The 26,222-nt window shown below is 40.9% G+C and carries 32 protein-coding genes and 1 pseudogene; 11 read left to right on the top strand and 22 right to left on the bottom strand.

The window, feature by feature from the left end; genetic code table 11:
- Window positions 1-75: 75 nt before the first annotated feature.
- Both L1272_RS08425 and L1272_RS08420 read right to left on the bottom strand, forming a co-directional pair.
- A complete protein-coding gene (locus L1272_RS08425; RefSeq protein ID WP_194441152.1) occupies window positions 76-618 on the bottom strand; it encodes a DUF6942 family protein in 543 nt (180 codons plus the stop codon).
- A complete protein-coding gene (locus L1272_RS08420; RefSeq protein WP_138599750.1) occupies window positions 615-1,064 on the bottom strand; it encodes a YaiI/YqxD family protein in 450 nt (149 codons plus the stop codon). The genes L1272_RS08425 and L1272_RS08420 overlap by 4 nt, the downstream gene beginning before the upstream one ends.
- 104 nt (window positions 1,065-1,168) lie before the next feature.
- Here L1272_RS08420 and L1272_RS08415 point away from each other — a divergent pair, with 104 nt between their 5' ends.
- Complete coding sequence (locus L1272_RS08415; protein WP_235373196.1) at window positions 1,169-1,702, top strand: lipocalin family protein; 534 nt, start codon at window positions 1,169-1,171, stop codon at window positions 1,700-1,702.
- Window positions 1,703-1,913: 211 nt separating this feature from the next.
- Here L1272_RS08415 and L1272_RS08410 read toward each other — a convergent pair whose 3' ends face one another.
- From L1272_RS08410 to L1272_RS08400, 3 genes are read right to left on the bottom strand one after another with little or no spacing between them, the layout of a single operon-like run.
- The gene (locus tag L1272_RS08410; RefSeq protein WP_235373195.1) at window positions 1,914-2,249 is read right to left on the bottom strand and encodes a DUF3325 domain-containing protein; all 336 of its coding nucleotides are present in this window, start codon (window positions 2,247-2,249) and stop codon (window positions 1,914-1,916) included.
- Window positions 2,246-3,847 carry a PepSY-associated TM helix domain-containing protein gene (locus L1272_RS08405; protein ID WP_235373194.1) on the bottom strand — a complete coding sequence of 534 codons (1,602 nt, stop codon included), beginning with the start codon at window positions 3,845-3,847 and terminating at the stop codon, window positions 2,246-2,248. Before L1272_RS08405 ends, L1272_RS08410 begins: the two co-directional genes overlap by 4 nt.
- A complete protein-coding gene (locus L1272_RS08400; protein ID WP_206769705.1) occupies window positions 3,844-4,188 on the bottom strand; it encodes a hypothetical protein in 345 nt (114 codons plus the stop codon). Before L1272_RS08400 ends, L1272_RS08405 begins: the two co-directional genes overlap by 4 nt.
- A gap of 198 nt (window positions 4,189-4,386) precedes the next feature.
- Here L1272_RS08400 and L1272_RS08395 point away from each other — a divergent pair, with 198 nt between their 5' ends.
- Genes L1272_RS08395 through L1272_RS08380 form a run of 4 tightly spaced genes read left to right on the top strand, consistent with a single transcriptional unit; the run spans window position 4,387 to window position 6,790 of the window.
- Window positions 4,387-5,079, top strand: a complete 693-nt coding sequence (locus tag L1272_RS08395; RefSeq protein WP_235373193.1) for an aspartate/glutamate racemase family protein — start codon at window positions 4,387-4,389, stop codon at window positions 5,077-5,079.
- A 9-nt stretch (window positions 5,080-5,088) separates the two neighbouring features.
- Window positions 5,089-5,451, top strand: a complete 363-nt coding sequence (locus tag L1272_RS08390) for a VOC family protein (RefSeq protein WP_054553363.1) — start codon at window positions 5,089-5,091, stop codon at window positions 5,449-5,451.
- Between the two features lie 19 nt (window positions 5,452-5,470).
- A complete protein-coding gene (locus L1272_RS08385; protein WP_235373192.1) occupies window positions 5,471-6,052 on the top strand; it encodes a uracil-DNA glycosylase family protein in 582 nt (193 codons plus the stop codon).
- Window positions 6,053-6,055: 3 nt separating this feature from the next.
- On the top strand, window positions 6,056-6,790 hold the full coding sequence (locus L1272_RS08380) for a phytanoyl-CoA dioxygenase family protein (protein ID WP_235373191.1): 735 nt from the start codon (window positions 6,056-6,058) through the stop codon (window positions 6,788-6,790).
- Window positions 6,791-6,835: 45 nt separating this feature from the next.
- On the opposite strand, the gene L1272_RS08375 is transcribed toward L1272_RS08380, so the two are convergent.
- Window positions 6,836-7,393 carry a short-chain dehydrogenase gene (locus L1272_RS08375; protein ID WP_235373190.1) on the bottom strand — a complete coding sequence of 186 codons (558 nt, stop codon included), beginning with the start codon at window positions 7,391-7,393 and terminating at the stop codon, window positions 6,836-6,838.
- Between the two features lie 112 nt (window positions 7,394-7,505).
- Here L1272_RS08375 and arfB point away from each other — a divergent pair, with 112 nt between their 5' ends.
- Entirely contained in the window at window positions 7,506-7,919 is a 414-nt protein-coding gene (arfB, locus tag L1272_RS08370) for an alternative ribosome rescue aminoacyl-tRNA hydrolase ArfB (protein ID WP_235373189.1), read from the top strand.
- A 135-nt stretch (window positions 7,920-8,054) separates the two neighbouring features.
- On the top strand, window positions 8,055-8,375 hold the full coding sequence (locus tag L1272_RS08365) for a hypothetical protein (RefSeq protein WP_138617196.1): 321 nt from the start codon (window positions 8,055-8,057) through the stop codon (window positions 8,373-8,375).
- A 16-nt stretch (window positions 8,376-8,391) separates the two neighbouring features.
- On the opposite strand, the gene L1272_RS08360 is transcribed toward L1272_RS08365, so the two are convergent.
- The 6 genes from L1272_RS08360 to L1272_RS08335 all read right to left on the bottom strand — a co-directional run bounded on the left by L1272_RS08360 (window position 8,392) and on the right by L1272_RS08335 (window position 13,092).
- Window positions 8,392-9,426 (bottom strand): DUF2955 domain-containing protein, encoded by a 1,035-nt coding sequence (locus L1272_RS08360; RefSeq protein ID WP_138617198.1) that lies wholly within the window; start codon window positions 9,424-9,426, stop codon window positions 8,392-8,394.
- 13 nt (window positions 9,427-9,439) lie between these two features.
- Window positions 9,440-10,501, bottom strand: a complete 1,062-nt coding sequence (locus L1272_RS08355) for an HlyD family secretion protein (RefSeq protein ID WP_054553356.1) — start codon at window positions 10,499-10,501, stop codon at window positions 9,440-9,442.
- Window positions 10,502-10,505: 4 nt separating this feature from the next.
- On the bottom strand, window positions 10,506-10,982 hold the full coding sequence (locus L1272_RS08350) for a MarR family winged helix-turn-helix transcriptional regulator (protein ID WP_194441147.1): 477 nt from the start codon (window positions 10,980-10,982) through the stop codon (window positions 10,506-10,508).
- 135 nt (window positions 10,983-11,117) lie between these two features.
- Window positions 11,118-11,594, bottom strand: a complete 477-nt coding sequence (locus L1272_RS08345) for a TlpA disulfide reductase family protein (protein WP_082389267.1) — start codon at window positions 11,592-11,594, stop codon at window positions 11,118-11,120.
- The gene (locus L1272_RS08340) at window positions 11,591-12,481 is read right to left on the bottom strand and encodes a spermidine synthase (protein ID WP_194441146.1); all 891 of its coding nucleotides are present in this window, start codon (window positions 12,479-12,481) and stop codon (window positions 11,591-11,593) included. Before L1272_RS08340 ends, L1272_RS08345 begins: the two co-directional genes overlap by 4 nt.
- Window positions 12,466-13,092, bottom strand: coding sequence for a fused MFS/spermidine synthase (locus tag L1272_RS08335; protein ID WP_054553353.1), 627 nt, complete (start codon window positions 13,090-13,092; stop codon window positions 12,466-12,468). Before L1272_RS08335 ends, L1272_RS08340 begins: the two co-directional genes overlap by 16 nt.
- 192 nt (window positions 13,093-13,284) lie before the next feature.
- On the opposite strand from L1272_RS08335, the gene L1272_RS08330 reads away from it, so the two are divergent.
- Entirely contained in the window at window positions 13,285-13,743 is a 459-nt protein-coding gene (locus L1272_RS08330; RefSeq protein ID WP_138599761.1) for a GyrI-like domain-containing protein, read from the top strand.
- Between the two features lie 70 nt (window positions 13,744-13,813).
- Here the strand turns inward: L1272_RS08330 and L1272_RS08325 are convergent, their stop codons facing one another.
- Window positions 13,814-14,476: an FMN-dependent NADH-azoreductase gene (locus tag L1272_RS08325; protein ID WP_194441145.1), complete on the bottom strand. Its 663-nt coding sequence runs from the start codon at window positions 14,474-14,476 to the stop codon at window positions 13,814-13,816.
- A 120-nt stretch (window positions 14,477-14,596) separates the two neighbouring features.
- Between L1272_RS08325 and L1272_RS08320 the strand changes: the two genes are divergently transcribed.
- On the top strand, window positions 14,597-15,445 hold the full coding sequence (locus tag L1272_RS08320; RefSeq protein WP_235373188.1) for a LysR family transcriptional regulator: 849 nt from the start codon (window positions 14,597-14,599) through the stop codon (window positions 15,443-15,445).
- Between the two features lie 115 nt (window positions 15,446-15,560).
- Here the strand turns inward: L1272_RS08320 and L1272_RS08315 are convergent, their stop codons facing one another.
- The 6 genes from L1272_RS08315 to L1272_RS08295 all read right to left on the bottom strand — a co-directional run bounded on the left by L1272_RS08315 (window position 15,561) and on the right by L1272_RS08295 (window position 21,196).
- Window positions 15,561-16,139, bottom strand: a complete 579-nt coding sequence (locus tag L1272_RS08315) for an alpha/beta hydrolase (RefSeq protein WP_253036281.1) — start codon at window positions 16,137-16,139, stop codon at window positions 15,561-15,563.
- Entirely contained in the window at window positions 16,139-16,441 is a 303-nt protein-coding gene (locus L1272_RS23120; protein ID WP_253036280.1) for an alpha/beta hydrolase-fold protein, read from the bottom strand. The genes L1272_RS08315 and L1272_RS23120 overlap by 1 nt, the downstream gene beginning before the upstream one ends.
- Before the next feature lie 286 nt (window positions 16,442-16,727).
- Window positions 16,728-19,058, bottom strand: a complete 2,331-nt coding sequence (locus tag L1272_RS08310; protein WP_235373187.1) for a S9 family peptidase — start codon at window positions 19,056-19,058, stop codon at window positions 16,728-16,730.
- 94 nt (window positions 19,059-19,152) lie between these two features.
- Complete coding sequence (locus L1272_RS08305) at window positions 19,153-19,953, bottom strand: DODA-type extradiol aromatic ring-opening family dioxygenase (protein ID WP_194441142.1); 801 nt, start codon at window positions 19,951-19,953, stop codon at window positions 19,153-19,155.
- Between the two features lie 112 nt (window positions 19,954-20,065).
- Window positions 20,066-20,698, bottom strand: coding sequence for a thiopurine S-methyltransferase (tmpT, locus tag L1272_RS08300; RefSeq protein ID WP_054553346.1), 633 nt, complete (start codon window positions 20,696-20,698; stop codon window positions 20,066-20,068).
- A 9-nt stretch (window positions 20,699-20,707) separates the two neighbouring features.
- Window positions 20,708-21,196, bottom strand: coding sequence for a DUF2938 domain-containing protein (locus L1272_RS08295; RefSeq protein ID WP_194441141.1), 489 nt, complete (start codon window positions 21,194-21,196; stop codon window positions 20,708-20,710).
- Between the two features lie 100 nt (window positions 21,197-21,296).
- Between L1272_RS08295 and L1272_RS08290 the strand changes: the two genes are divergently transcribed.
- A complete protein-coding gene (locus L1272_RS08290; protein ID WP_194441140.1) occupies window positions 21,297-22,178 on the top strand; it encodes a LysR family transcriptional regulator in 882 nt (293 codons plus the stop codon).
- On the opposite strand, the pseudogene L1272_RS08285 reads toward L1272_RS08290, so the two are convergent.
- Window positions 22,173-22,747, bottom strand: a pseudogene (locus L1272_RS08285) (DJ-1/PfpI family protein). The gene L1272_RS08290 and the pseudogene L1272_RS08285 overlap by 6 nt on opposite strands.
- A 126-nt stretch (window positions 22,748-22,873) precedes the next feature.
- Here L1272_RS08285 and L1272_RS08280 point away from each other — a divergent pair.
- Window positions 22,874-23,578 carry a hypothetical protein gene (locus L1272_RS08280; protein WP_194441139.1) on the top strand — a complete coding sequence of 235 codons (705 nt, stop codon included), beginning with the start codon at window positions 22,874-22,876 and terminating at the stop codon, window positions 23,576-23,578.
- 71 nt (window positions 23,579-23,649) lie between these two features.
- Here L1272_RS08280 and L1272_RS08275 read toward each other — a convergent pair whose 3' ends face one another.
- Together L1272_RS08275 and rmuC are read right to left on the bottom strand one after the other, a co-directional pair.
- The gene (locus L1272_RS08275) at window positions 23,650-24,618 is read right to left on the bottom strand and encodes a hypothetical protein (protein ID WP_235373186.1); all 969 of its coding nucleotides are present in this window, start codon (window positions 24,616-24,618) and stop codon (window positions 23,650-23,652) included.
- Window position 24,619: 1 nt separating this feature from the next.
- Window positions 24,620-26,086, bottom strand: coding sequence for a DNA recombination protein RmuC (rmuC, locus tag L1272_RS08270; RefSeq protein ID WP_138599771.1), 1,467 nt, complete (start codon window positions 26,084-26,086; stop codon window positions 24,620-24,622).
- Window positions 26,087-26,222: the final 136 nt, after the last annotated feature.

The following is a 26,222-nucleotide window of genomic DNA, read 5'->3' as shown; positions in this document are numbered from 1 at the left end:
TTCATCTAAACTCCTATTAAGCTCTACAGTATTTAAAGCTTAGTTTGCTAACTCAATAACGCAATAAACTAGAAACTAAGAAAAAATATCGGCAACAAGCTGGCTAAGTCGTGCAATTTTAATATTACTTAACTGGCGATAGTCAAAATACGGACAGACAATCACTTTATCTGATTTACTAATAGCAAATTCATCATCAAGCCAAGTTAATTGGCAATGCAAAAGTCCGTCATTTATAAGCTGTTTAGCATGTGTTCGCCCTGCAATTATATGCAATTGCTCTGGTTTCCCTAATATCGGCGGACTAAACAGTAATGTAGTTTGGCTGTGTGCTTGCAGCAGTTGTTCATCGCGATAGCTCTGCCAATCAGCTGCTTTTTTAGCGAAATTATAATACTCACTTGGTAGTGCAAACAGCACTTTGCCATACACGTTAAAAACTTTGCGCCAACCATTTCCACATGCTTGGTTTATTTCGTTTATTTGGCCGGGTTGCATTGCATGCAAATGATCAAGCTGTTGCCAAGCAGGCATCGGCGGGCGCTTTTCTATATAAACAGCGACTTTAAACGCATCATCACCAAAACCCTGCAGTGGCGCACTATTAACGACACTCATAACTGTTTAGCTAGGATTCGATCAAGATTATTTGCAAAGTTTTGGCGGTCTGCTTGGCTTAACGGCGGTGGGCCACCGGCCATTTCAACGCCACTTGAGCGCATTGTTTCCATAAAGTCACGAACGTTTAAACGTGAGCGAATATTTTCGGTCGTATATAATTCACCGCGCGGATTAAGCGCTTGTGCGCCTTTTTCGATGACTTCTGCAGCCAAGGGAATATCACCGGTGATCACCAAATCATTCGGCTCAATACGTTTAACGATTTCGTTGTCGGCAATATCAAAACCCGAAGATACCTGCAAACGGCTAATAAACTTTGAGGGTGGTACTCGCATCGCATGGTTCGCCACTAATGTGGTAAAGGTCTGTGTGCGCTCTGCGGCACGAAACAATATTTCTTTAATAACGACGGGGCAGGCGTCTGCATCAACCCAAATCTTCATGCTGTTCTCAATCTTTAATTTTAGACATTAATAGTTTACCGTAATTGAACTAAATTAGTGCTATTAACGTATTAATTTGTTTAATTTTTAAAGGGAGTAAAAACGTGCAAACATCATTAAAATTAATCGGGGTTTTATGTATCACAGTCATTTTATCTGCGTGTACAGGCGTGCCAGACAACATCAAACCCGTCGATAATTTTGAGTTAAACAGATACACAGGAACATGGTACGAAATTGCACGTTTAGATCATTCATTTGAACGCGGCCTTGAGGGCATTACCGCCAAATACTCAATTAACCCAGATGGCAGTGTGAAGGTTATCAACAAGGGTTACAGCGCCGAAGATAAAGAATGGCAGCAAGCTGAAGGTAAAGCGAAGTTTGCAGAGCAACAAGACATAGGCCACTTAGAAGTCTCATTCTTTGGACCATTTTACAGCTCTTACGTGGTATTTGAATTAGATAAGCAAAATTATCAATACGCTTATATCACAGGTTATAACAAGGAGTATTTATGGTTTTTGTCGCGCACACCGACCGTGACAGAACAGCAAATGCAGGACTTTATAAACACAGCAAAAGAATATGGTTTTAAAACAGACGAGCTTATTTATGTTGACCATAGTCGCTTGTAAAGGGGCTTTACAACTGTCTTTAAACTATCACGAATGTGCAACACAAATGTAATGGATGCTAGGCAAACTTAGCGTCGTTAAATTGAAGCAACATGTGATCCCCCAATTTAATCCCCTGCTTGGGTAGGCATTGCCTACCCATTTTTTTAAACAATTTGCTCAATTAAGCGTTATTGCAAATTGGTATCAGATCAGTTTTTTACTAACTAAACTAAAAAATCATTACCGAAAAGCCACTCAACAGCAAAACAGACATAGTTAATACGCTGACATACTTTACCCATGAAACAGTAAAACTGTATAAAATCATGAGCATAAGTACACTCAAAGCCATATAACCGCAAAACAGCAATGCGCCGTACCCAGCATCTGACAGCACGCAAAGCACTAAACTTAGTAAAATACTGATCCAGCCGCTTAATAAAAAGCTATTTCGCTGTTTTTCGGTTAATTTCTTTTTGAATACATCACGGAAATGATTGAATTTTGCAAGCGCAAAACAATTAAACCCTAAAAAGCAGAGACTAAATTGCAGTAACTCCATCATCCTTGTTGCTCCTTTAACACCCTATTTTTACTTGGTTTTGCCTTGTTAATAACAGCTTTGTGACTAGCTATTTTTTTGCTTTGTAGTAAAAACAATACGCCAGCACAAATAAACGCACTATCAACACCGAATAAGGCCCATTGATTAGTTAGTAAATACGTGATCCAATTACCATCTGTTGTCAGTGCATTTACCACGGGCACGAGAAAGCAAGCTATTGCATTGAGCCATGCATTATAGCGCCAGTGGCGTTTTTCTATACTGCTCACAGCCGAAAGCGCCACCGCAAGCCAAGTTAAGAAAAACACGAGTATTTCTTTATCGGCACGCCCAGCTAACTCTAAAGGCAATAAACGATTAGCAATGAAGAACGCTGAAGTTGCTAGCGGTAAGCCCATTAAAGTTATTAAATTAAGACTTTCAACAAGCTTTAAACCAAAGCTTGGTTTTTGCTCTGCTTTGAGCCTCTCGCGTAAGCGTTTTGCCCACATAATGCAGCCTGTAGCGATCATGGCACAGCCAGCTACGCCACAGAAAAAATACAACCAACGCAGCAACGGCTCCGCTAAGCGACCGCTATGCAATGCCGTCATTGAGTCATAAAACTGCGCCGAAGCGCTCCAATCTTCGCCAGAACTCGCTTCAAGCTCGCCCGTTACACCATTGAATAAGTAGCGTGGTCCGTTATCTACAACCTCTTTGCCGGTTGCCAAATAAACCACGATTTGTGAGGTCGCTGTATTGGCATTTCTTACAAACACGTAGCTAATATCAGCATTCGGTGACTTAGTATAAATCTGATCTAACACATCTTTGATTGCCACCATAGGGCGCTGCTCTTCACTGGGCTTTGCACGTTTATTAATAGGCAATGCCTCATCAAACATTTGCCTTAAGCCATTTTCATATACAGTCTCGGCAGGGTAGGGGAACAGCATAAAAATCAGTGTAATAATACCCGTGTAGGTGATCATGATATGAAATGGTAATGCCAGCACTGACGAAACATTATGTGCATCAAGCCAGCTTCGGCTGCCTTTGTTTGCTCTAAAGCTAAACATATCTTTAAAAATACGTTTGTGGATCACGATGCCTGTTATAAGCGCTACCAACATAAATAACGAGGCTAAACAAACAATTATCCGTGCAGTAAATACATCTATGTAATGTAAATCAAAGTGTAAGCGATAGAAAAAGTTACCCCCCTTAGTTTCCCGAGGTTCGGGTAATTGCTCTAAGGTATTAGGGTCTAGATGTGTATAGTTGAAAGGTGCTCGGCGCTGGCCTGGCAGTTTAGGCTCAGCAAACCCATAGCTTAAAACAGGGTTACGTGGCTCAGGTAAGTTTATCCGCCAAGATAATGAATTAGGTGCCTGTTGCTGTAATTGCGCAAACACATAATTAATTTGCTCGGCTTGAGACTGAACCCGTAGTGCTTGATGCTGCACATTGTGTGTTTCGGGTTTAGCCCAAATAGTGATTTCATCTTTAAAAAAGCTGATGGTGCCAGCAAAGAATATTAAGAACAGTAACCAGCATACTAGTAAGCCAACCCAGGTATGAAGCCAAGTCATTGAGCGGAAAAAGCTCTCTTTCATAACCATCCCTTAATTAATGAAAGGGCCAGTAATTGCCCACCAGTTGTTAGTAAAATAGTGATCCAAACAGTCTTTAAAGACTTAACTGCAAACACCCAAATAAACACACAACAGTAAAAAAATACCGATAGAGTCGTGGTTAACAGCACGCTGTCGAGTTTATTAAGTGGTAATAACACAGCTAGTAATGAAATAAGCACACTGGTAAAGGCGTAACCACCAATGATGGCTGCAACGAAACGCAAAAACACAGCAACACGATAAGATAGGCTCACAGAGCGCTTTTTAGCTGTATTTTTAGGGCGATTGGTAGTCACTGCATCTAATGATTGAGAATGCATGATAATCCCTTAAAAAATAACACGAGAAGAAAACCCCGTATTATATCGCCGATAAACAGAAAAGATAGTAATTATCATTTACGTAATCGTATTTAATAATGAAACAAATGTACTCAGATCGATGTTAGTAAAATAATGATCTACTAGCTTTGTTAGCGGCATTATCATATGGTGTTATGGAATCAAAAAGGAGTTGTAATGAAAACAATAGGCTTAATCGGAGGCATGAGCTGGGAGTCTACACAAAGTTACTACCAGCTTTTAAATCAAGGTGTTAAAAACAAACTTGGGGGGCTGCATAGCGCCAAGATAGTACTCGTTAGCCTCGATTTTGCCCACATAGCAGCACTACAACAGCAACAGGATTGGCCGCAAATGGCCGAGATACTCATTAAGGCCGCTAAGCAGGTTGAAGCTGCGGGCGCGGATTATTTATTAATTTGTACCAACACGATGCATAAACTAGCTGAGCAAGTACAAGCTGCGGTTGCAATTCCTTTATTACACATTGCTGATGCAGTTGGTGAAAACCTGATCCAGCATAGCTTTAAAAAAGTGGCTTTGTTGGGCACCCAATTCACTATGGAACAAGACTTTTACAAGCAGCGTTTAGCAGATAAATTCGCCATAGACGTGTTAATTCCTGATGCACAGGGGCGTGAAACAGTGCATCGTGTGATTTATGATGAACTATGTAAAGGCGTTATCAAGGAAGAATCTAAAGCCGAGTATTTAACCATTATTGATAATCTAACTCAGCAAGGTGCTGAAGCCATTATTCTTGGTTGCACCGAAATAGCATTATTAGTACAACAATCTGATACATCAATTCCACTACTTGATAGTACTGCTCTTCACTGCGCGATGGCGCTTGAGAATAGTTTAAATTAGGAGCTTACCATGTCGAACCACCATAGCCTAAATTATGTTGAATTTGCTGCTAAAGATTTAGCCGCAACAAAAGCATTTTTTCATCAGGTTTTTAAATGGCAATTTACCGACTATGGCCCTGAATACACGGCCTTTAGCGCTGAATCTGCGGGGCTTGATGGCGGGTTTTATCAAGCCCCATTAGCTAGCTTAACCAATAATGGCGGCGCGCTACTGGTGCTTTATTCAAATAATATTAAAGAGACGCAAGCGCAGGTAGAAAAACATGGTGGAACAATTATTAAACCCTTGTTTGATTTTCCTGGAGGCTGTCGGTTTCACTTCACAGAGCCAAGTGGTAACGAGTTAGCAGTTTGGTCAAAACAAGCATAGATCATATTTTTACTAACTCATGAGTACTCAATCATTATTAGAACAAGTTAGTAAATGCGTGATCTGCGAACCTCATTTACCACTCGGAGCGCGGCCCGTTATCCAGTTTAATCCACAGGCTCGCATTTTAATTGCAGGTCAAGCGCCAGGAATTAAAGTGCATGAAAGTGGCAAACCTTTTAATGATGCAAGCGGGCAAAGGCTTCGCTCTTGGCTTGGTGTTACGAGTGATGAGTTTTACGATGACCACAATTTTGCTATCTTGCCGATGGGCTTTTGTTACCCGGGCAAAGGAAAATCAGGTGATTTACCGCCAAGAAAAGAGTGCGCGATTGCATGGCGTGAAAAACTCTTAGCGCAACTAAATAATATTGAGCTCACCATTATCTTAGGTAAATACGCGCAGGCATATCATTTGCCTCACACTAAGCAGCTGCCCTTAACTGAGTTAGTAAAATCGTGGCGTGAATATTGGCCAAATTACTTGCCACTTCCTCACCCAAGCCCTCGCAATAATATCTGGCTAAAGAAAAATCAGTGGTTTGAGCAACAAGTATTGCCTGAGCTTAATAGTAAAATACGTGCAATTTTAGCAAGGTAAAAAATGGAAAATAACTTTTTTGCTGAAAACGGCTACTACCATGTAAAGGGGCTTTACACAGAGAGTGAGCTTAGTAAAGTAAGGCCAATTCTCGATAAATTTCATCAACACTGGTTGCAAGAAAACCAATCTTTTTATCAATCCAGAGGTATTAATAGCTCAGGTTTGACTGGCGCTGCATGTTTAAGTGCTGAGGAAAAGTTTACTCTTTTTAAGTTTGTCAGCGCCAACACACTATTGAAACAGGTTAAAGGTATTGTTGCTGGCCCTCAGTTTATGAATACTCAACTATTCTTTAACCCATACAATCCCAAACAAGCTAACTATTGGCATCGAGATATGCAGTATCACTTAGAGCTTGATGCGCAAAAAGTAGCTCTTAACGGCCCTGAAGTACTACATTGCCGCGTTGCTTTTGAAGATGAACCAGGAATAGAACTTATACCGAGTAGTCATAAAAACTGGGATTCAGATGAAGAGTTAACAGTTAGATTAGAACAGCAGGGCGCTCGAAATAGTGACTCACTCGTTCGTGGTAAAAGTGTGGCACTCAAAAAAGGTGACTTACTCATATTTTCGGCAAACATGATCCATCGGGGCTTGTACGGCATGAATCGTTTCGCCCTTGATATTTTATACTTTGAACGTCATCCAAGCCTTAGCGAGTTTGTACAAACTGGATTTTTACCAACTGCAGAACAAAAGCTGCATCTAAAAAACGCTGTGGTATTCGAGTAAGCATAAAAAAAGCGGCTACCTAGCCGCTTTCTTTTCGTTTTGCTGTTACTGCAACATTGCGAACAATTCTTTTAACTGCGGCATATACTGCTTAACTAAGTTAACGTTACTTTCGCTAACATCTGCTGTTGCAGTACTTGCTTTAATACCTTCTAAAGCACCAGCCATTGAGCGAGTACCCGCATCAGATGATGATGCTGTAAGGCTTTGTAAACCACTCATTGCTTGGTTTACACGTTGCTTATTCTCTTCAGACATACCCGCTTTAAGGTTTTCTAAATACGCCATTGATACCTCTGTACCAACAGTAACTAACTGCTCAGGTGTGAAACCATATTGTTTGGTAAGGGCTGCAAACTCAGTATAAAGCTCATGCTCTTTGATGTGACCTAATGCTGACATCACTGACGAACTATCAACACCATCAGAACTACCTAGCATACCACCAAGGTTTACAGTATCTAACTCAGATTGGCTTTGTGACCAATTAAAGACTGCAGGAAGGGCTTTAATGTAACGCTGTAGCTGATTTTCAGAAATATCTTCTGCGAAGCTAGAAAAACTCATCGCAAGTAGACTCATAGAAATAAGTAGTGCTTTCATCGTGATCTCCTTTCTTTCAAAATGGTTAGCAACCGGCGCAAATAGTCGAGCTATTATGTTTAGCCAATTACAAATGTTACAATACCTTTTTTACCATAGCTAACTGAACCTGATGTTAATTATTTCTAATACCGTCACAATTGATGAATGGGAACTCGACTTTAGTGCGATCCGCTCGCAAGGCGCGGGCGGGCAGAATGTCAACAAAGTGGCCACAGCTATTCACCTTCGCTTTGATATTAAACGCTCAAAGTTACCTGACTTTTACAAACAACGTTTACTTAATTTGAATGATTCTCGAATTACCAAAGAGGGCGTTATTGTTATTAAGTCGCAAAGTCATCGCACGCAAGAGATGAACAAAGAGGATGCGCTTAATCGTTTGAAAGAATTAATTCTTAATGCCACTCAAGTACAAAAGGCGCGAAGAGCGACAAAACCAAGCAAAAGCTCTCAGAGAAAACGCATGGACTCTAAAACGAAAAGAGGACAAACAAAAGTATTAAGAAAAAATGTAAAATTATAACTTTAACATCAGAAGATCGTGTCAAAAATAAGCAGAACTGTAAAGAAATGTAACTTGTTAACAAAGTTAATTGATGGTTAATCCTGCCGCGTCTATAATAGTCATACAATCTCACCATTAATGAAGGAGCCGCGTATGGGCCAGAAATCACGCATTGTTGCTGCAGCAATGATAACGCTGTCAGCTTTGCCTATGTCGAGTTTTGCTGTAGATTCATGGCAAGCCGGTAACGCGTATCCGCAAGGTAGTGAAACCTGTTACAACGAAATTCTTTATAAAGCCAGATGGTGGGCAACTCCAGGTGAAGAACCAGGTAGTTCACAATGGGGCGCTTGGGTTGCAGATGTCGCCTCAAAAACCTGCGTACAGAGTGTCGTAAAAAAACAAGATGATTTATTAAAGTCTTTACCGACCATTTTCGAATCAAATAACAATAAAAAAGGGAGTTCTGATTAACTCCCTTTTTTAATCTTTACTCAAACGTGTGATGCCTTGTCATTTCAAAGCGATTTAAGAGGTGATGCATTATATACACCGCACACAAGCTCAATAGTATTGCCACAGATACCGACGAAAAACGATACAGCGCGCTGTAAACCAGATCTTGCCCCGGCCCTAATGACTGGCCAAACAAAATACCAAATGTGGTAATAATACCAAAACCAACACCCGGAATACCGCCACCAATTATGTGATAACGACTAAAGATAAAGGTCAAAATCCACAGAATTAACGCAGGAAATATTAAAATATCGGTATGGTTATACAAAAATAACTGTGCCACTAACGCTAAGTTACAACCAATTAAGGTACCTATAGCACGTTGCCATGCCGCCATACCTGCCGCTTTCCAGCACAACGAAAACAATATCAGTACCGAGGCAGCTTGAGCAGAGATTGAATCTTGTAAATCAAAGACCTGAAAAACAACGAATGACAAGGTAGCTACAGTTGAGCAAAGTAATACTTCATGACGCACACTTTCTTTTGCTTTTTCTGGCATTACCCGACCTTGGCGTGGTGCTACATCAGGAAATAAACCATGCATTAGCATCGAGAACACCACTGTGACCACAACGGCAACAGCGTTACTAATGATCAACGGATAAATACTCACTCCACTGCCAGTGTAGGTCGAAAAGTGCAATTGAATAGACAAACTCACCACCGTTGTGGCGCCAAATAAAAAATTAGCGCCACGGCTCATTTGATAAAACAAAAAAGCAAATGCGATAAAGCACATCATTGTCATAACAACAGGCAGGTGTGAAAACAAACCTTGTACAACCAATACGAACAGCGCACTGAACACCGCGCCTGCATAAAACTGACGAATAATATGCATGTTAAGCACAGGCACTAAACCGAGCAATAGCATAGGGTAAACAGTAAAAAAGATGCCATTAGGCCAGTTCATCAATTTTGCCAGTGTAAACCCTAGTGCTGAGCCCGTAGCAATGCGTAGCGCTTGGCGTAAGCCGTTACCATCGAGTTGCAATACTGACATAACTCACCCAGCCTTAGTAAATGAAGTGCAGAACACTAATGAAGCGAATTTGCATACTTGCAAACCAGCTACCGATGCTAGAGTCAGGCAGAAGTTGTACAGTTGCACGCGCACCACTTGGAAATTTAGCCAGCATCTGGTGCTCATCTAGTTGAATATGGATACGTTGACGCTGTGCATCTCGTACCCAACGGTTGCTGCTTTCAGTCGCACTGAGTAAACCGTTCGCGTTAAGCTGACCATCACTCACACCGGCTTCAAAACTAATAATTTTGCCTGTAAACACTTTGCCCGGTAGCGCATCAAAGCTGACTTTTGCAGTACTACCAATTTGCACGTGAACTAACGACTTTTCACGAAAATCAGCAACCAAATCAGCCTTATTAGCAACAATCGCCATTAGCGGTTGGCCTTTATTAGCATACGTACCCGGTGTTACTTGTAAGTTTGCAGTTTTACCGTCGGTATCAGCTGTCACTGTGGTGTAAGACAGGTTTAGCTTCGCTTGTTCAAGCTGGTTTTGAGCATGACGAAGCGCTAAATTGTCATCCCCCATTTTACCGCGCGCTAATTTAGCCTCGCTAAGCTGGGCTTCAATTGCAGCCACATTGGCTTTGCTTGATTGATAGTTCGCATTGATTGTTTCGTACTCTTGCTCTGAAATAGAGCGCTTTTTCAATAACGACTCACCACGTTCGAACAGTAATGTTTGTTCATGCAGCTTAGCTTGAGCAGCTGCAAGCTGTGCTTCTATTGCCTTCACACTGCTATCTAAACGTTGGTTTTGTAGTTTTGCATCATCATATGCAAGTTCAGCTTGTTGCACGGCAAGCTCAAAAGGCTCGTCATTAATCTTAAACAAGGCTTGCTGTTTTTCGACGGCTTGATTATTGGTGACAAGTACGTCAGTCACGCGACCACTTACCTGCGGGGTCACTTGCACCACTGGGTGATACACACGGGCCTGCGGTGTAACAGGCATATACAAATCGGCAATCACAAAATATAAAAATAAAACAATAAAACCCGCTAAAGAGATTTTTACGTAACGGGCAAACTTTTGATCTGGTGTCATAACGTTACTTATCTCCTGAATAATGGCGGATACACTGGCGAGCATTCTGTTCCATCTGAATTAAACCATGCGCCATGGTATCGAGTTGATCAGTGGTTAAGTCGGCATAAAGATGCTGTTTCACATCAGCAATAATCACCTGCAATGTGTCTAACAATTGTAGACCTTGCTCAGTAAAGTACAGACGTTTACTGCGTTTATCTTCAGCGTCAGCTTTGCGAGCAATAATCTCTTGTTGCTCAAGCTGCTTAATCGTACGAGTGAGTGAAGGCATTTCAATGCCTAAGCTATTTGCTAACTCTTGTTGCGTACAACCTTGGTTTAAATGAAACAGGTGCATCATCGCGGTCCAGCGAGATTGGGTAAGACCCAAAGGCTCAACCGCCAAAGTGACAGCATCGCGACATAAACGATGCACACGGCCCATACTGCCGCATAATGTTAAATCAAGAGTTTCGTGAAAAGGGGGAGTGGAAGACATGATGCGCTCCATTTACTTAGCATGCTAAGTATTTTAATGTAGTTAGCATGCTAAGTAAATATTAGTGCAATTAATTAAATAGATAGCTTTGTTCGATAAAAGCGAACAACTGCAAAAGTTATCTGCTAGATAACACTATTTAGCGATTAACTCTTTGATATGACTTTCATAGAGGTCTAATTTATCAGCAACAAATCCTGTGTGTTGGAACCGTACTATGCCTTCCTTATCAATTAAAAAGCTGCTCGGCATACCTTTGAGTTGATATTGCTTGCCAATAACAGCGTCTGGGTCGTAAATAATATTAAAGTTCACTGCAAACTCAGTTAAAAAAGCATCGGCATCACTACGCTCAACATCAATGTTTACAGCAATCACTTTAAGCCCTTGCTGTTGATACTTGCTCTGCATGGCTATAAACCAAGGAAACGACCGTCGACACGGGCTGCACCAAGACGCCCAGAAATCGAGTAACACGACTTGCCCTTTGTATTGATTCAGTAGTTTAGACAATTGCTGCTGACTTGCAGCTAAAGGAGGGCTCGAAAGACGCTCTGCCTTAGCAGCAGAGCTCGTAATGAAAAGAAATGCAATTAAGGCGTATTTGATCATTGGTAATTTAATAAATTCGCTGGTGAATATTGATCAGTGAGCACCTTGGTATCCGCTGGCCAATCTTGATTACCCTTAGTATAAAACAAATGCTCGCTAAGTAACTGCAAATCAACATCGTAAGGGGTTAACTTATTTGCGAGTTTGTTGACGCGCTCAATTAAAAGCTTCTGGCTAGGCATAGTCTCGAAGCCCGCTAAAATAATGCGATTAGAATTTTCATCGGTCACAACATTCACAAAGTCACCAAACACATCGAAGTAAGTTGCCGACTCATGCTGGTACAACTTGCTTGATGAAAAGGTATTTGCAGCGACAATTCCACCATCAGCTAAAACACTTTTTACTTCTGCAAAAAATTCCTTAGTGAGTAGATGTTCAGGGATATAGTCGCCATTAAAGGCATCAAGAATAATCCAATCGTACTTTTGTTTTTTAAGTGCGGCGCGCTTAATGAAAATACGCCCATCTTGCACTTTTGACGTCACGTTATCGGTTTCTATAAAGTTAAAATAATCGCGGGCAACTTTTATCACCGCAGGATCAATTTCGACATTTTCGATATGAGCGCTAGGGTAAAGCTCATGAATGGTATTAGAGAGTGAACCTCCCCCTAAACCTATGATCAGTACATTTTGAGGATCATTAATAAATAGTAAGCTTGCGAACGTCATTTTGGTGTAATTAAACACCAGCTTTTTAGGCTTACTCTCATACATACAGCTTTGCGTACTTTTACGGGTTTTTTCGTTGAATTTTAAACACAGTAAATCGCCAGTCTTCTCCACTAAAATATTGCGATAAAGCGAGCGCTCTTTATGTATTACTTCGGCTAAGCTGCTAAAAGGCAATGTCATGAGTAAACAAAGCATTAAGATTCTAAACATACAGCACGCTCCTTTGTTTTAATTTGACTAACAACAATTGCAAGCAAACCAAGCGCGCCTAAAACCGCTGCAAAGGTTTTAATGATGTCGTTAACATCAAACGCTAGCACCATATAAAAAGAGGTAATAATCGTGCCAAGGGCGCTTCCTAGGGTGCTCACAAAATACAAACCACCGGCAACCTGGCCACTTTTTTCATGATCGGTAACCAATAATCGCACTGAGTAAGGTGAGATCATGCCGAGTATTGTTGTAGGAATAAAAAACAACGCCGTTGATGCCAATAACGAGCCGTAGCGACTGTCTTCAATATGGGTGAAAATAAAGGTCATAATTGGCTCAGCAAACAATACAATTGGCACCACCATAATGCTTGCTACAAAGAAAATGAGTCCATATTTAGTTAACGAAGGATTGCGAGTAGAGAGCTTGCCGCCAAGTAAATAGCCGATAGATAAGCTCAACATAAAGACGGTGATAATACTGCCCCATATATGCACACTACTACCAAAATATGGCGCTAAAATTCGCCCGCCTAACAGCTCAATTCCCATAATACAAAAGCCACTACTAAAGGCTAAAAAGTAGATAAGCGCATTGATTTTATTCATTAAACACCCGCTGATTTTGTTGTTATTTTACCCATCTTAACCTGATGCAGATAAGGATGCCATGACTGTTTTTTAAGCTGTAAAGGCCGTTGACAAAATATAGTCTTTTTTAAAATAAATAATTAAAAAGGTTAGGTTAAAGTACACATGCTCTGGTATTTTACTGGGAGCAAACTAACAAGGATAAATGCAATGGATCAGCAAGTAACGAAAATCAATATAGACAACCCTACGATCTTATTTGGCCTCAAAGTTCGTACCTGTAATATGAATGAAATGAGTGGTGAAGGTGCCAAAATCGCTGGCTTATGGCAGCAGTTTTATACAGACATAGCGCCCAAATTAACCCCATCGAGCCAAGTTTATGGCGTGTACACTCATTATGAATCTGATGTCACAGGGGAGTTTGATGTGTTTGCGTGTACTGATCTGCAAGTCACGTCATCAGAGATAGAACAAACGACACTCGCCACAGGTAACTACCTTCGCTTTAGCGGCAAAGGGGCAATGCCACAAACCGTTATCGATGTTTGGGGTCAAGTTTGGCAGTACTTTAGTAATGAACAGTGCCCGCACATTCGAGCATATAAAACTGACTATGAGTTTTATAAAAACAGTGACGAAGTTGAGGTATTCATTTCGGTTGAATAACACTAAACCCATTTTTTAGTGTAAAGCCCCATTACAAAATAAGCCGCTTGTTGCGGCTTTGTTGTGTATATTAATTGGCGTATCTCAGCGCTAATTGCTCTGCTTTAGCATAGGCATTAGTCAAAGAGCGTTGGTGTCTTTGGTCGTTAAATTCTTGATACTCACAGGCTATTTCATCAATGTGCTCAGCACCTAAATACTTACTCAAGGTTTTAATGTGCGGCACTAAATGGCTCATACTCTCGCGTATACCACCTGCCTCAAAGCCAAACTCACCCGTTGAGGTTATAACCAGCAAACGTTTACCAGTTAACAAGGGTTGCAAAGGGAAATCTCCCCGCTGCAAGTCAAAATCAAACGTTTTATTGATCCTAACGATTTGATCAAACCATGCTTTTAATTGTGCAGGCATGCCATAGTTATACATAGGCGTTGATATCACGATGGTATCAGCCTTAACCAACTCATTTATCAATTCATCTGATTCGGCCAGTACTTCTTTTTGCTCTAGCGTTAACTTATTGGCAGGCGTAAACACAGCACCAATCCAAGATTGATTAATAAATGAAGGTGGATTCATTCCAACATCACGATAAATATACTCAGCTATAGCATTATTTTGCTGTAAGTGATTTACAAATTTCTTAGCAATATTTTTAGAGATTGAGTCGTGGTTAGGGTTTGCATTTTTAGCCGAACGTACACTAGCATCAATGTGTAATAGAGTGCTCATAAGTAAATACCTCATTAGTTAATGTGTTGGTATCATCAATAAATGAAGGCTATTTAACAAACGAGTTATTATTCACTATAAGTAAGTTATACTCATCTATAAATTTAGGTGGGTTCAAATATGCATATATCATTACAAGCTTTAAAAGCCTTTGAATCAGCTGCGCGATTAGGTAGCTTTAAAGCAGCCGCCGCTGAGCTTGCGATTACGCCTACAGCGGTATCGCACCACATTGCAAATCTAGAAAGCCGCTTGAATACAGATTTATTTCATCGCGAAGTGAGAAAGATTACCTTAACTCCATCAGGCGATTACCTGAGTCAAAACACAACTAGCGGCTTTAAACTTATTTTTACGGCAATTGAACAATTGAGCCAAGCAAATAATCAAGTACGCATCACCACAACATCGTCTCTAGCAGCCCTAAGGTTAATACCCGCTTTAGATGAGCTAAATAGCGAAAAACCACATTTACAGCTCGATATATCAACCAGTGAAACTTTAGATAAGCAACTGCATACCTTGCCTGTTCGGCTAGGAAATAGTGAGGAAGTATACAAAGAAGATATCATCAAATATGAGCGCTTTGATATGTTTGCGGCAAACACACAACAAAGCGCCCCTTGGCTTGATAAACAGGTTACATTATACACCAGCCAATGGAAAAATAATGCCCTACCAGCCCCACCTCTAACGCAGTGGCTAAAAGTAAATAATCTAAGTGATTCATGTTTCAAGGTAAAAACATTCGATCAAGAGCTGTTTGGTATAAATCAGGTGCTCGCCAATAAAGGTGTAGTGTTTTGCTCAAAAACCTTAGTACAACCTTACCTAGATGCAGGGTTACTAACATCGTTTAATAACCAAGAAGTTGAATCAAAACTGTGTTACTACATTCCCGAAAAATCTCGCTTCGAAACATCAGCACATAACGCTGTGATTGAATGGCTTGAGCGGTTACTAACTTAAAAATGTAAAAGTAAACATCATTTAAATTATAAAGTTTTTAATGAACCATAAAAAGCAGCTAGAAACAGAGTTAGTTAATTGGTTTAACGCCTATTTGTAGCTTTGTTTTTCGTCATTACTGAGCCATATCAAAATGATTAAAAGCCCCATCTAGCGCACTGCGAACGGATTGTTTTGCGTTTTGTTCATGGTCAGCACCTTTGTTGATGTGGTGCTGCCAGATAAGGTCGTTTGGTGCATGCTTTTGAAGAGCATTCACTAAACCATTGAATGCACCAGTTATGATTGGATTCTCATCACCACCTAATGTGACATAAAAATAGTGAGTGTTGCCTACTGTATTAGGTAAGTTTTTACTGAACTGTTTTACAACAACATTATCGTCATACCAAGCCGCTGGGCTAAAAGCAAAGTATGCATTAAATAACTCTGGTTTAGTAACCATGGTATATAACACAAAGCTACCTCCCGCTGAAAAACCTGTTAGCGTGCGCTGCCCGCTAATACGGTATGTTCCCTCTAAATAGGGTATTAGCTCTGTTTCAATAAACTTTAAAAACACATCAGCTTTACCAAATATTTCTCGTTGATTTTGGTTAATTGGGCGCGCTTCTATCGCCACATCCTTACGGGCGTAAGGTGGCACTAAATCACGATTCCGTGTGTCATGCCAAAACAGGTTCGGGATGGACACTAGAATAACCTCAGCATGTCATCAGTGCTTTCAAGAATACTTAAAGCGTCATCCCAAGTATCAAGGTTAAAGTTGCCGTCAGTTTTAATTATGAGCGGATAAGCTTTGTTAGGGTTGTAGTTTTTGGGCAAGCGAATGAAAACTCTGCGCATTTCTGAAAGCGCATTGGACTTGATATCTACATCAATAAAGCGTGAGCTATAATGCTGTTGGTATTTCACCGCGAAATACAAGCCTGTAGCTAGCAAAACAAATGTAATAAACCAAGCTAAGTACTGAAATCTAAATTTTAGTAATGCCATTTTATAGCCTTAATCAATAACTTAATGACACTACTTCAATTACAAAAATTAGTTAATAAGACAATTGTAACAGAGTATTAGTTAACTCCTTTCACCGACTTGACTGTAATACAGGATATTCATTAGATAAGCCAATAGTTCGCAGCCGCCATTGCTAGCACTGATAATTTACTTCAAACATTTGATAGCTTTCATCTAATCGCTATCTTGTGTAACGGGGGTTTACAGTTTGCATAAAAAAACCGCAGCTTAACCTCTAAGCTGCGGTATTTTTTATAGAGCATATTTACTTGTTAAGTAAATGCTTTTCGAAGAAGTTAGCCATCATAGTATGATAGTGCAAGGTAGTGCCTTTACCTTCTCGTAGGCTGTGAGAACGGTTCGGGTAAGAAAAAAACTCGAACTGTTTATTCTGCTTAACTAATTCGTTAATTAAGCGCTCTGAGCCTTGGTAGTGAACGTTATCATCTCCTGTACCGTGGATCAGTAGCAACTTACCTTGCAGGTCTTTTGCAAAGCTGATCGGAGACGTATTGTCGTAACTTTCAGGATCGGTATTTGGGTTACCTGCATAGCGCTCTTGGTAGATAGTATCGTACAAGCGAATATCTGGCACTGGGGCTGAGGCAATCCCAACTTTATATTTATCACCGTGGCGGAATAACAAATTAAGCGTTGAACTACCACCACCTGAGTGACCCCATACACCAACACGGTCGGTATCAATGACATCCCAACGTTTTGCCATTGCATCGAGGGCGTCAACTTGGTCACGTACGGTAATAGAGCCTATTTTTTTGTAGATAGACTTACGCCAATCTCTGCCTTTTGGTGCGCGCGTGCCGCGGTTATCAACTGAGGCAACAATAAAGCCTTGCTGAGTTAGATACGACTTGTATAAGTAACTGTTACCTTCCCAGCGGTCTTGTACTGTTGAGCCCCACGGCTCACCGTAAACATAGAAAACGATTGGGTATTTTTTACTTTTATCCATATTCGCTGGGAACATGATGTAACCATCAAGCTCAACACCATCGCGCGCATTAACCGTAAAGAACTCGTGAGTCGGTAACTGCTCAGTCGCTAATTTCTCTTTTAATGCTTTGTTCTCAACTAAGGTTTTCACATTGCTGTGATCGCTTACTTTGATGATCTCTTTCATTGGTGGGGTGCCAAATTTAGAGAAGGTATGCATCGCCCAAGAGGTGTCTTTAGACATGTAATAGCTGTTTGAGCCATCGAATGACGCAGGCGTTACGCGCACCGGTTTAGTGCTACCATCAAGCGAGGTACGGAATAAATAACGCTGGCCTGGATCATCCGGTGATGCAGTAAAGTACATAACGTTTTTATCTTCGTTGAGCGCTAACATATCTATGATGTCGTACTCGCCCGGTGTTAAATCAACAACCGTTTTGCCATCGCGAGATACACGGTACAAATGACGCCAGCCATCACGCTCACTGTGCCAAATAAAGAACTTACCGTCTTTTGACCAGTTTGCTTTATAAAACCACTCAATAAAGGCATCGTCTTTATCTTCAAGAATTTTAGTCAGCTGCTGTTTTTGCCAGTCGAATAACCAAACCTTATTGTGGCTTTGCGGGCGGTTAAGATCTTGGATCATCAAAGATTCACCTGTGCCTGCCCAGCTAATACGTGGAATATAACGATCGCGATTATCGCCACCTAGTTCAGCCCAACGGGTTTTCTTGTCGCTAAGACTGACCACACCCACTTTAACCGCTGAGTTCATCTCGCCAGCTTTTGGATACGGAAACTCTTTAAGGGTAGGGTAGAGATCATCGGTGTTATTGATCATGGTGAAGTATTTAACGCCACTGGTATCAAGCTGCCAATAGGCAATTGATTTGTTGTCTGGACTCCAGCGGAAACCATCACGAATAGTAAATTCTTCTTCGTATACCCAGTCAAAATTACCATTAACAATGGTGTCGTTACCATCAGTGGTTAAGGCAGTCACAGCCTTGCTACCCACTTTTTCCATGTAGATATTGTTATCACGCACGTAAGCTACTTTTGAGCTATCAGGTGAGAACTTAGCAAACATCAGCTTTTTCGCTTCGATGTTTTCGCCACCTAACTGATATAGCGAATCAGTTTCGAGGTTTAAAAGCCAAAAATCACCACGGCTACGTGAGCGCCACACTTGCTCGCCATTGGTAAAAACCATCAGCCATTTACCATCTTTAGACCATTGGTAGCTTTCAACGGTGAGTGGCTCTTTATCACCTTTGGGAATTAATTTTTCGTAGCTAACAAGTACCTTACGACCCGTGCCATCGGCGTTATAAAATACAATATCATTGCCTTTTACGCCGTGCTCATCGTCTTCAGCTTTGTCGTCTTGGTTGTTTTTATCGCTTTCGCGCTCTTCAAGTACCGTATAACCAGTACCATCATCGAGCCACGTAAAATAGGTACTACGCTCAGCTTTAAAGTCTTTTTCTTTATAAATTTGTTCAAGCGAGAGCGGATTAGCCGTTGCGTTCACTGTTGCTGATTGGGTGCTCGCTTGCTCTGTCGTTGAGCATGCCTGCAAACCTAAACCCGCAACCACAGCAAACGCAAGGGTTGATGTTTTTATTAAGTTCATTTTGTTGTTCCTAGGTTTTAACTTACCTAGCGTACCAAAATAAGCTTATAAAATCTGAGCCTTTATCGTGTTATCTGGGGGGTTGAACTTAAACTTAATCGTCCCACAAGAACATACTGGCTTGCTTATTGGCAATACGTAGTTCGTAGATATCACTACAAGGGCGCATCGCCGCACCATAGCAAACATGTAACGGCAATAAGTGCTCTTCACGAGGGTGACTAAAACGCGCCGCAGGGGCCATTTGCCATTCTAATAACTTAGCTTGTCGCTGCTGTTCACTCAGCTCAGTATTGCCACAGACATCGACTAACCATTGCTCAAAAGCCATATTTTGCGCTTTAATTTCAGCTGTTTCAGGGGTGAAAAATGCGCGCATATTATGAAAAGTAAAGCCAGAACCAATGATCAATAAATTATCGTAATCAAGCTGTTGTAAAGCCTCACCTATCGCTAGGTGTAAGTTTGGCTCAAGGCTTGGATGTAACGACAATTGCACACAAGGTATATCTGCCTCTGGATACATAATCTTCAAAGGCACATACATACCGTGATCAAAGCCACGAGATGGGTTTAAAGTGCTATCGATATTAGCCTTTGCCAATGCTTGATGTACTTTTTCGGCAAGGGCTGGTTCACCTGGGCTTGGGTACTCAATACTGTAAGCAGGCTCAGGAAAACCATAGTAATCATAAATTAGCTCAGGAGCAGCGCTCGAAGTGATGCTAATTGGGTTCGCTTCCCAGTGCGCACTCACCATCAAAATAGCTGACGGCTTTTGAATTTTTGCAGCAATAGACTGCAAACAAGTAACCATATCAGCATGACTTGGATCGCCAAGTAAAGGCATAGGACCGCCGCCATGTGAAACAAATAAAACGCGTGGCTTTTGCATAAATGTACTCCTTAAATGCAGTAATCACTATAGTGCACGCACAGAGGTAGAATAACTAGCGACAAAAACGCACAACTAGGGTGTGAATTTACACACCACTAGTTTGTAAGTACTAACTTAAATGCCAAGCTACGTTCATAGCCGGGACTTGCCCTTTTAAGCCACCTTCGAGAGGTTCTTTGCACAGTAATGTTAGTTGATAAAAAGCATCGTAGTGCTGATGTAGCTCATCGGCGACCACACTAAACGGCGGACCCGAAAACTCACTTTGCTGATACTCAAAGACCACCACTAACTGTTTAGCTCTATTGGTCAACTCTAGTAAATGCTGGGTATAGCGAATGCGCATGGGCTTTGGCAGCGCAACTAAGGCAGCACGGTCATAAACCGCGTTGATAGTGCCAAGTTCATTCGCGGTAAGTGCAAAAATATCACCTACCCAAACGGTTAGATTTGCGCCTTGATAACGTAATAGTTCGCCGTGTTGGCTAATTTCGGGTTCTAGCTTTAACTCATCAAATAACTGCTTAATGGCTATCTCACTAAGTTCTGCCCCAACAACACGCATACCTTGCGCGAGCAAATAATGAATGTCGTGAGTTTTTCCGCACAGTGGCACAAAAACAGTATCGCCTTGCTGTAAATTTAAGTTAGTAAAAAACTGATCTAGATAACGGTTAACGTCTCCTTCATGAAAACCAATTTCGTTATTTTCCCAACGTTGATGCCAATGCTTTGCGTCCATTACATACTCCTAAATAAATTGAATGAATTGAGCTGATAAATATATTCCGACACCAAAAAGTAGGTGAGTTACAGCACTTTTTAAGCGGGCTTGAAGTGGGTTTGCTGTTTTCGTAGCCATTATCCCCATCCCTAAAGCGGGCTGCATAACAAAAAATGGCATAGATACGCTAGCTAATCCAAATATACATGCAGCGATTAAGGTGGGCTGTTCAAGCCAAGCAATACCGACCAATAATATAAATAGAAACGAAAATAAAACACCAATAAAGTAGTGTAAACACCAGCCAAACACGCACTCAAACTGCTTAACTGGACTAGTTGCTATATTCAGGTGCTTAAACTTTCCAGCTAATAAACCCAAGCCCCAACGGCCAACTAAACAAAGGTTTAATGACGGTATCTTAAACACTTTAGCCAGCAAAAAAGCATAAAGATCAATGAACAAAGTCGCCGCTATGCCTACAAAAGTTATCACATAAATATCATTAACACTCATAATTAGATGCTCTTAAATGATTTAATAAAAGACATGATATCTAATTGCAAAAATGCTAAAAATAGCAAGATAAACAAACTATGATTGCATAAATGAGAACATGATTGACGATATTGCCCTATTCATACAGATTGTTAAACAAGGCGGCCTAAGTAATGCGGCTGAGAGCTTGTCGTTGCCTACCGCAACAGTATCGAGACGCTTACAACGACTTGAGCAACGCCTAGGCGAGCAGCTTTTAACTCGCTCAGCAAGGCAATGCACGTTAACACAAGCAGGAGAGGTATATTTTCAAAGTTATGTTGAATTAATTGAGCAGTTTGAACAAACTCACCGCCAGCTCAATGATCAAAAAGCACAATTATCAGGAAAGCTTAAAGTTTTAGCACCTCTGAATATTAGTCATGGTTTCTTAAAGCCGATGTGGCTCGCATTTACTAAACAGTACCCTGATATTCAACTTGAGTTATTGCTTAATAATAAACTTGAAGATCTGAGTAAAAGCCAAGCTGATCTAGCAATAAGAGTCGGGCCGCAGGCTGATTCTATGCTCCATCAGAAAAAGTTAGGCAGTGTTGATACCTTATTTGTAAGCACTAAAGCATACCTTAATTCGGCATCTGCCATAGAAGAGCCTGCTGATTTAAAACAACATAGATTAATTGGTACCACGTTGCGAAATAAGTGGCAGCTAACCAATACACAAACGAATGCAACTTATACTCACATGTGCCGATTTGCTACCACTTTTAACGATACTGGATTTGTAAAATACTTAGTTTGTGATGAGCAAGGTATCGCCTTGTTACCTCGGTTTGAGGTTATAGATGAATTAAAATCTCAACAGTTAGTTCAAGTACTGCCACACTGGCGAGGGGAAAACCGCGACATTTATGCTATCTGGCCAAGCGCACGTTTACTGAGTAAAAAGGCTGCCTTTCTAAAGCAGTTTATAACCGACTACATTACTGAGAAATTATAACGTCTGCCATTTATATTCCATCTGTTTAGCAGTTAGTAGTGCGTGTTCGTAACTAATAAACTCAGCGACTAATGCTAGGCTCATATCAATGCCTGCAGAAATCCCCCCAGAGCTGATAAACTTACCGTCGGTGACCCAACGAGTTTCTGCAATCACGTTGAGATCAGAAAACATAGCAGCCAGCTCAGGTTGATCTTGCCAATGAGTCGTGACATTTTACCGCTTAAAAGCCCAGTTTTAGCAAGCAAAAACGCCCCCGTACAAACACTCGCAACACGCTTGGTGTTAGTGACTGTGTGTTTTAACCAAGTAATAACCTCTGCTTTTTCTAGCTCTCGTGTATGGTCACCCCCAACCACAACAAGCAGATCAAGCAAAGGGCAGTCAGCAAAGCTGTAATGGGGGTTTACACTATAACCGCCGCGGGCAAGAACAGGACTATTATTTTCGGCAATTAAACTCACTTGCCAGTCATTATTCGCTAGGCGCTTAGCCGTACTAAACACCTCAAACGGACCTGAGAAATCGAGCACTTCGGCATCATCATAGATGTAAATTCCAATATTCATACAATTGTTCCTATTATGTGGATTTATTTCTCAAGTAAAAAAACGTACTATGCCATTTTTGCAGTTCGTTAATGACATATTATTAAATTGCGCACTGTATACAAACAAAACTTCAAGGCATTGTTAATGCGTTTTTTATTATTATTGAGCGTGCTGCTGGTTGGTTGTAAAACAACACAGCAAAGCGTTGCTGAAATTAGTGAAGTATCGCCGGGCACTATTTATTTTCACGGCAAAACATCAAAGCAAAATGTTGAAAAGTTTGAACAATTATTAGTAAATAGCGATCAACAAATCAACACCTTAATAATTAATAGCCAAGGTGGTGATGTGATGGCAGGTCTCCATTTCGGAGGCTTAGTTCATGAATATCAACTCAATGTTGTAGTGCGTGAGCTTTGTGCATCCTCCTGCGCCAATTATGTCGTTACAGCAAGTCCACATGTCCTCGTTGAAGCACAAGCCGTTATTGGCTGGCATGGCGGCTCATTACAGCCATTATACGTGCCCATGGAGCAGCCGCCCGAGGTAGCTAGTTATATAGCTAAATGGCAAACTGCAGAGCGACAATTTTTCGATATCATCAATGTTGAACAAGCGGTTACTATCATAGGGATGATGCCAGGTATTACCGAGAAACGTGATGCGGCTATTTATAGTTATGATACCCAAACCCTAAAACGTTTAGGGCTACATATCGAGTTTGCAGGTGCGCAAACAGGAATGTCAGCAAGTGGCGAAAAAATAGCGCAGGTATTTGAACTTGAAGAGTCTGTACTTAACCACTTTTTAATGCTTAACGATATCGTGTCAGCTGAACTTATTAATTAATACCGATCCGCAATAATATTTAATTAAGTGAATTGGTATAACAAAAAAGCCAACATGGCGTTGGCTTTTTGTTAGTGATGTTGCTTAAGCCAAGAGTGGATTTGTTTAGCACTTCTTGGTGATACTATTTCTGCACGGCGTTTTAATTCTTTATGCCATGCCTGATCATTTAAAACCGCATCACTTAATGGCGCATTTCTATCTGTGTTTTTTAGCACATAATAAGCGTCCGCAAGGCTAACACTATTGCTTGTAGCAAAGCGCTTAGACATTGACGCTAACGGCTTATTCAACGAACTATAAGCCGATAAAGGGATCAAGCTATCCGCAGGGTATGATGATGCAATACCATCGTTTTTCATCGCTGGCCAAACAGTGTATGTGGAACCTGGCTTTTGCTGTTCAAGTAATGTAATAACTGAATTAAAAGGCGAAGCTTGAGTACTTATAACCACTGGCTGCTTAAAGGTGTGAAATGCACCAAAGAGTAAGATTGCACGGCGCTGCTTAGCGACAACATGCTGATTTATTGACTCTAAATAGCCAGTTTCACGGCTACGCTCTAGCTTTTGCCAATCCTCTTTAGAGAGGGTTTGCCAGTTCATTGCAGGCTCAGCAAGGACGAGACGAACTTTATGTAAACGGGTACTATTAAGCTGTTTTAACTTTAAAACTAATTGCTCATAAACATCATATTGCCATGCCATAAAATACAAGGTGTCGCGCCAAATGTGCCTTACGTCATCAATGCTTATATTCTGTTTGCTCAACAAATATTGATCAGCTAAATCTTGATACCGCGCATTGCCAAATTCAACGACAAGATCATCAAGCTGCTGCCAGTTACTAGGCTCATCTAAGTATTTTATAAGCCTAGTAACAACATGCTCGCTGCCATGAACATCACCAATCGCGACGAGTTTATTAGCGTGTAACGCTTTATTAAGTTGGCTGTCGTAATCATAATTTTCAGCTTTGACACTACTTGCAAAACATACAGATGCGAGAATAACAAACCCGATAAGCTTTAAAACCTGCATATTAATCTAACTCTAATTGGGCTTTTTCAACAGTTTCCGCGGGTAACTCTTTTTGAACAGAAACCCCCAACTCTTTGAACTCAGAGGCCTGCTTAATCAAGTTTCCTTTACCGCGGTACAGCTGAGAAAACGCTTTATCATAACTTTCTTTGGCGCGGTCTAATTGCTTACCAACCCCTTCCATACTGGTTAAGAAACCATTGAGTTTGTTGTAAAAACGCTCTGCACGAGCGGCAAGCTCTTTTGAGTATTTAGTTTGCTCTTCAAAACGCCACAGTTGTTTTACGATATTCAAGCTAGTCAATAAGGTCGTTGGCGTAGCAACTAAAATGTTTTTTTCGATTGCTTGCTGATAAATATCACTCTGGTACTTAAGCGCTTCAACAAAAGCCGACTCTATTGGTACAAACATGATCACCACTTCTGGTGAGTTAATACCGGGTAGTCTGTCGTAGGCTTTGCTTGCTAACTCGTTTATACGTGATTGCACCGCCATAACATGCTCTTTTAGCGCTTGCTGCGCCTCAAGCTCTGTATCGGCATTTACATAGCGTGTATACGCGTTTAAAGAGGTTTTAGCATCGATAACTAAATGACGTTGCTGAGGCAAATACACCACAACATCTGGTCGTAAACGGCCATCTTCGGTGTTAAACGATACTTCTCGCTGATAATCTACTCCAGCACGCAGCCCAGCGCTGTCGAGTACATTTTCAAGCATTAACTCACCCCAATTACCTTGGGTTTTCTTTTGCCCCTGTAATGCGGTGCTCAGCCTATCGGCTTGTTCAGTGATAGCTTGGCTTTTAGCCTGTAAATGCAATAACTCAGTTTTTAGCGCTGCACGCTGCTTTAGATCTTCGACGTGGATCAATTCCATCTTATCGCGAAAGCCTTTTAGCTCACCCTGAACAGGTTTTAATAGTTGCTCAATACTTTCTTGATTTAAGGTTTTAAAACGTTGCGATTTTTCTTCAAGGATTTGATTAGCGAGATTTTCAAATTCTTTTTTGAGTTGCTCTTTGCTTTCTTTGATATGGCTAAGCTGCTCTTTAAAATGCAGTTCTTTTTGCTCAACTGTGCTTCGTAAGGTACTTAAATCAACATCGCGCTGATTAAGTGCAGCTTTTGTATCAGCAAGCTCAGCTTCGACCTTGCGCCAAAACTGACTATATTGTTGTGCTTGTTTTTCTTGTTCTACAAAGCGGGTTTTAAAGTGTTGAGACTCATCACGTTGTTCTGCGTAATCTTGCTGTAACTGCGAAAGTGTAAGCTGGCTTTGTTCAAGTTGCAGCTGCTTTTGTTCTAAATGATTTTGCAGGATTTGCTGGCTATTTTGAAGTTCGGTTAACTGATTTTTTAAGCGACTATTTTGTAGGGCAAAAATAACACCACTTGCAACAGCACCTACAGCAGCACCAAGCACACCACTTTGCCAATTAATCTGTGCAATTAGCTCTGTAATCATAATGAAAACTCAATAACTTAAAGACACATCATCATAACGAATTAGCGCTCAGCAGAGTAGGGGGTTTAGGCATAAAAAAAGCCAGCTCAAGGTGAGCTGGCTCTAACATTACTAAAATTTAGTAACCAAATGGGAA

It is taken from the genome of Pseudoalteromonas sp. PAST1, assembly GCF_021532515.1.
GTDB lineage: Bacteria > Pseudomonadota > Gammaproteobacteria > Enterobacterales > Alteromonadaceae > Pseudoalteromonas > Pseudoalteromonas simplex.
Note: the sequence above shows the minus strand (reverse complement) of the source record. Positions and strands in the feature narration are given on the sequence as shown.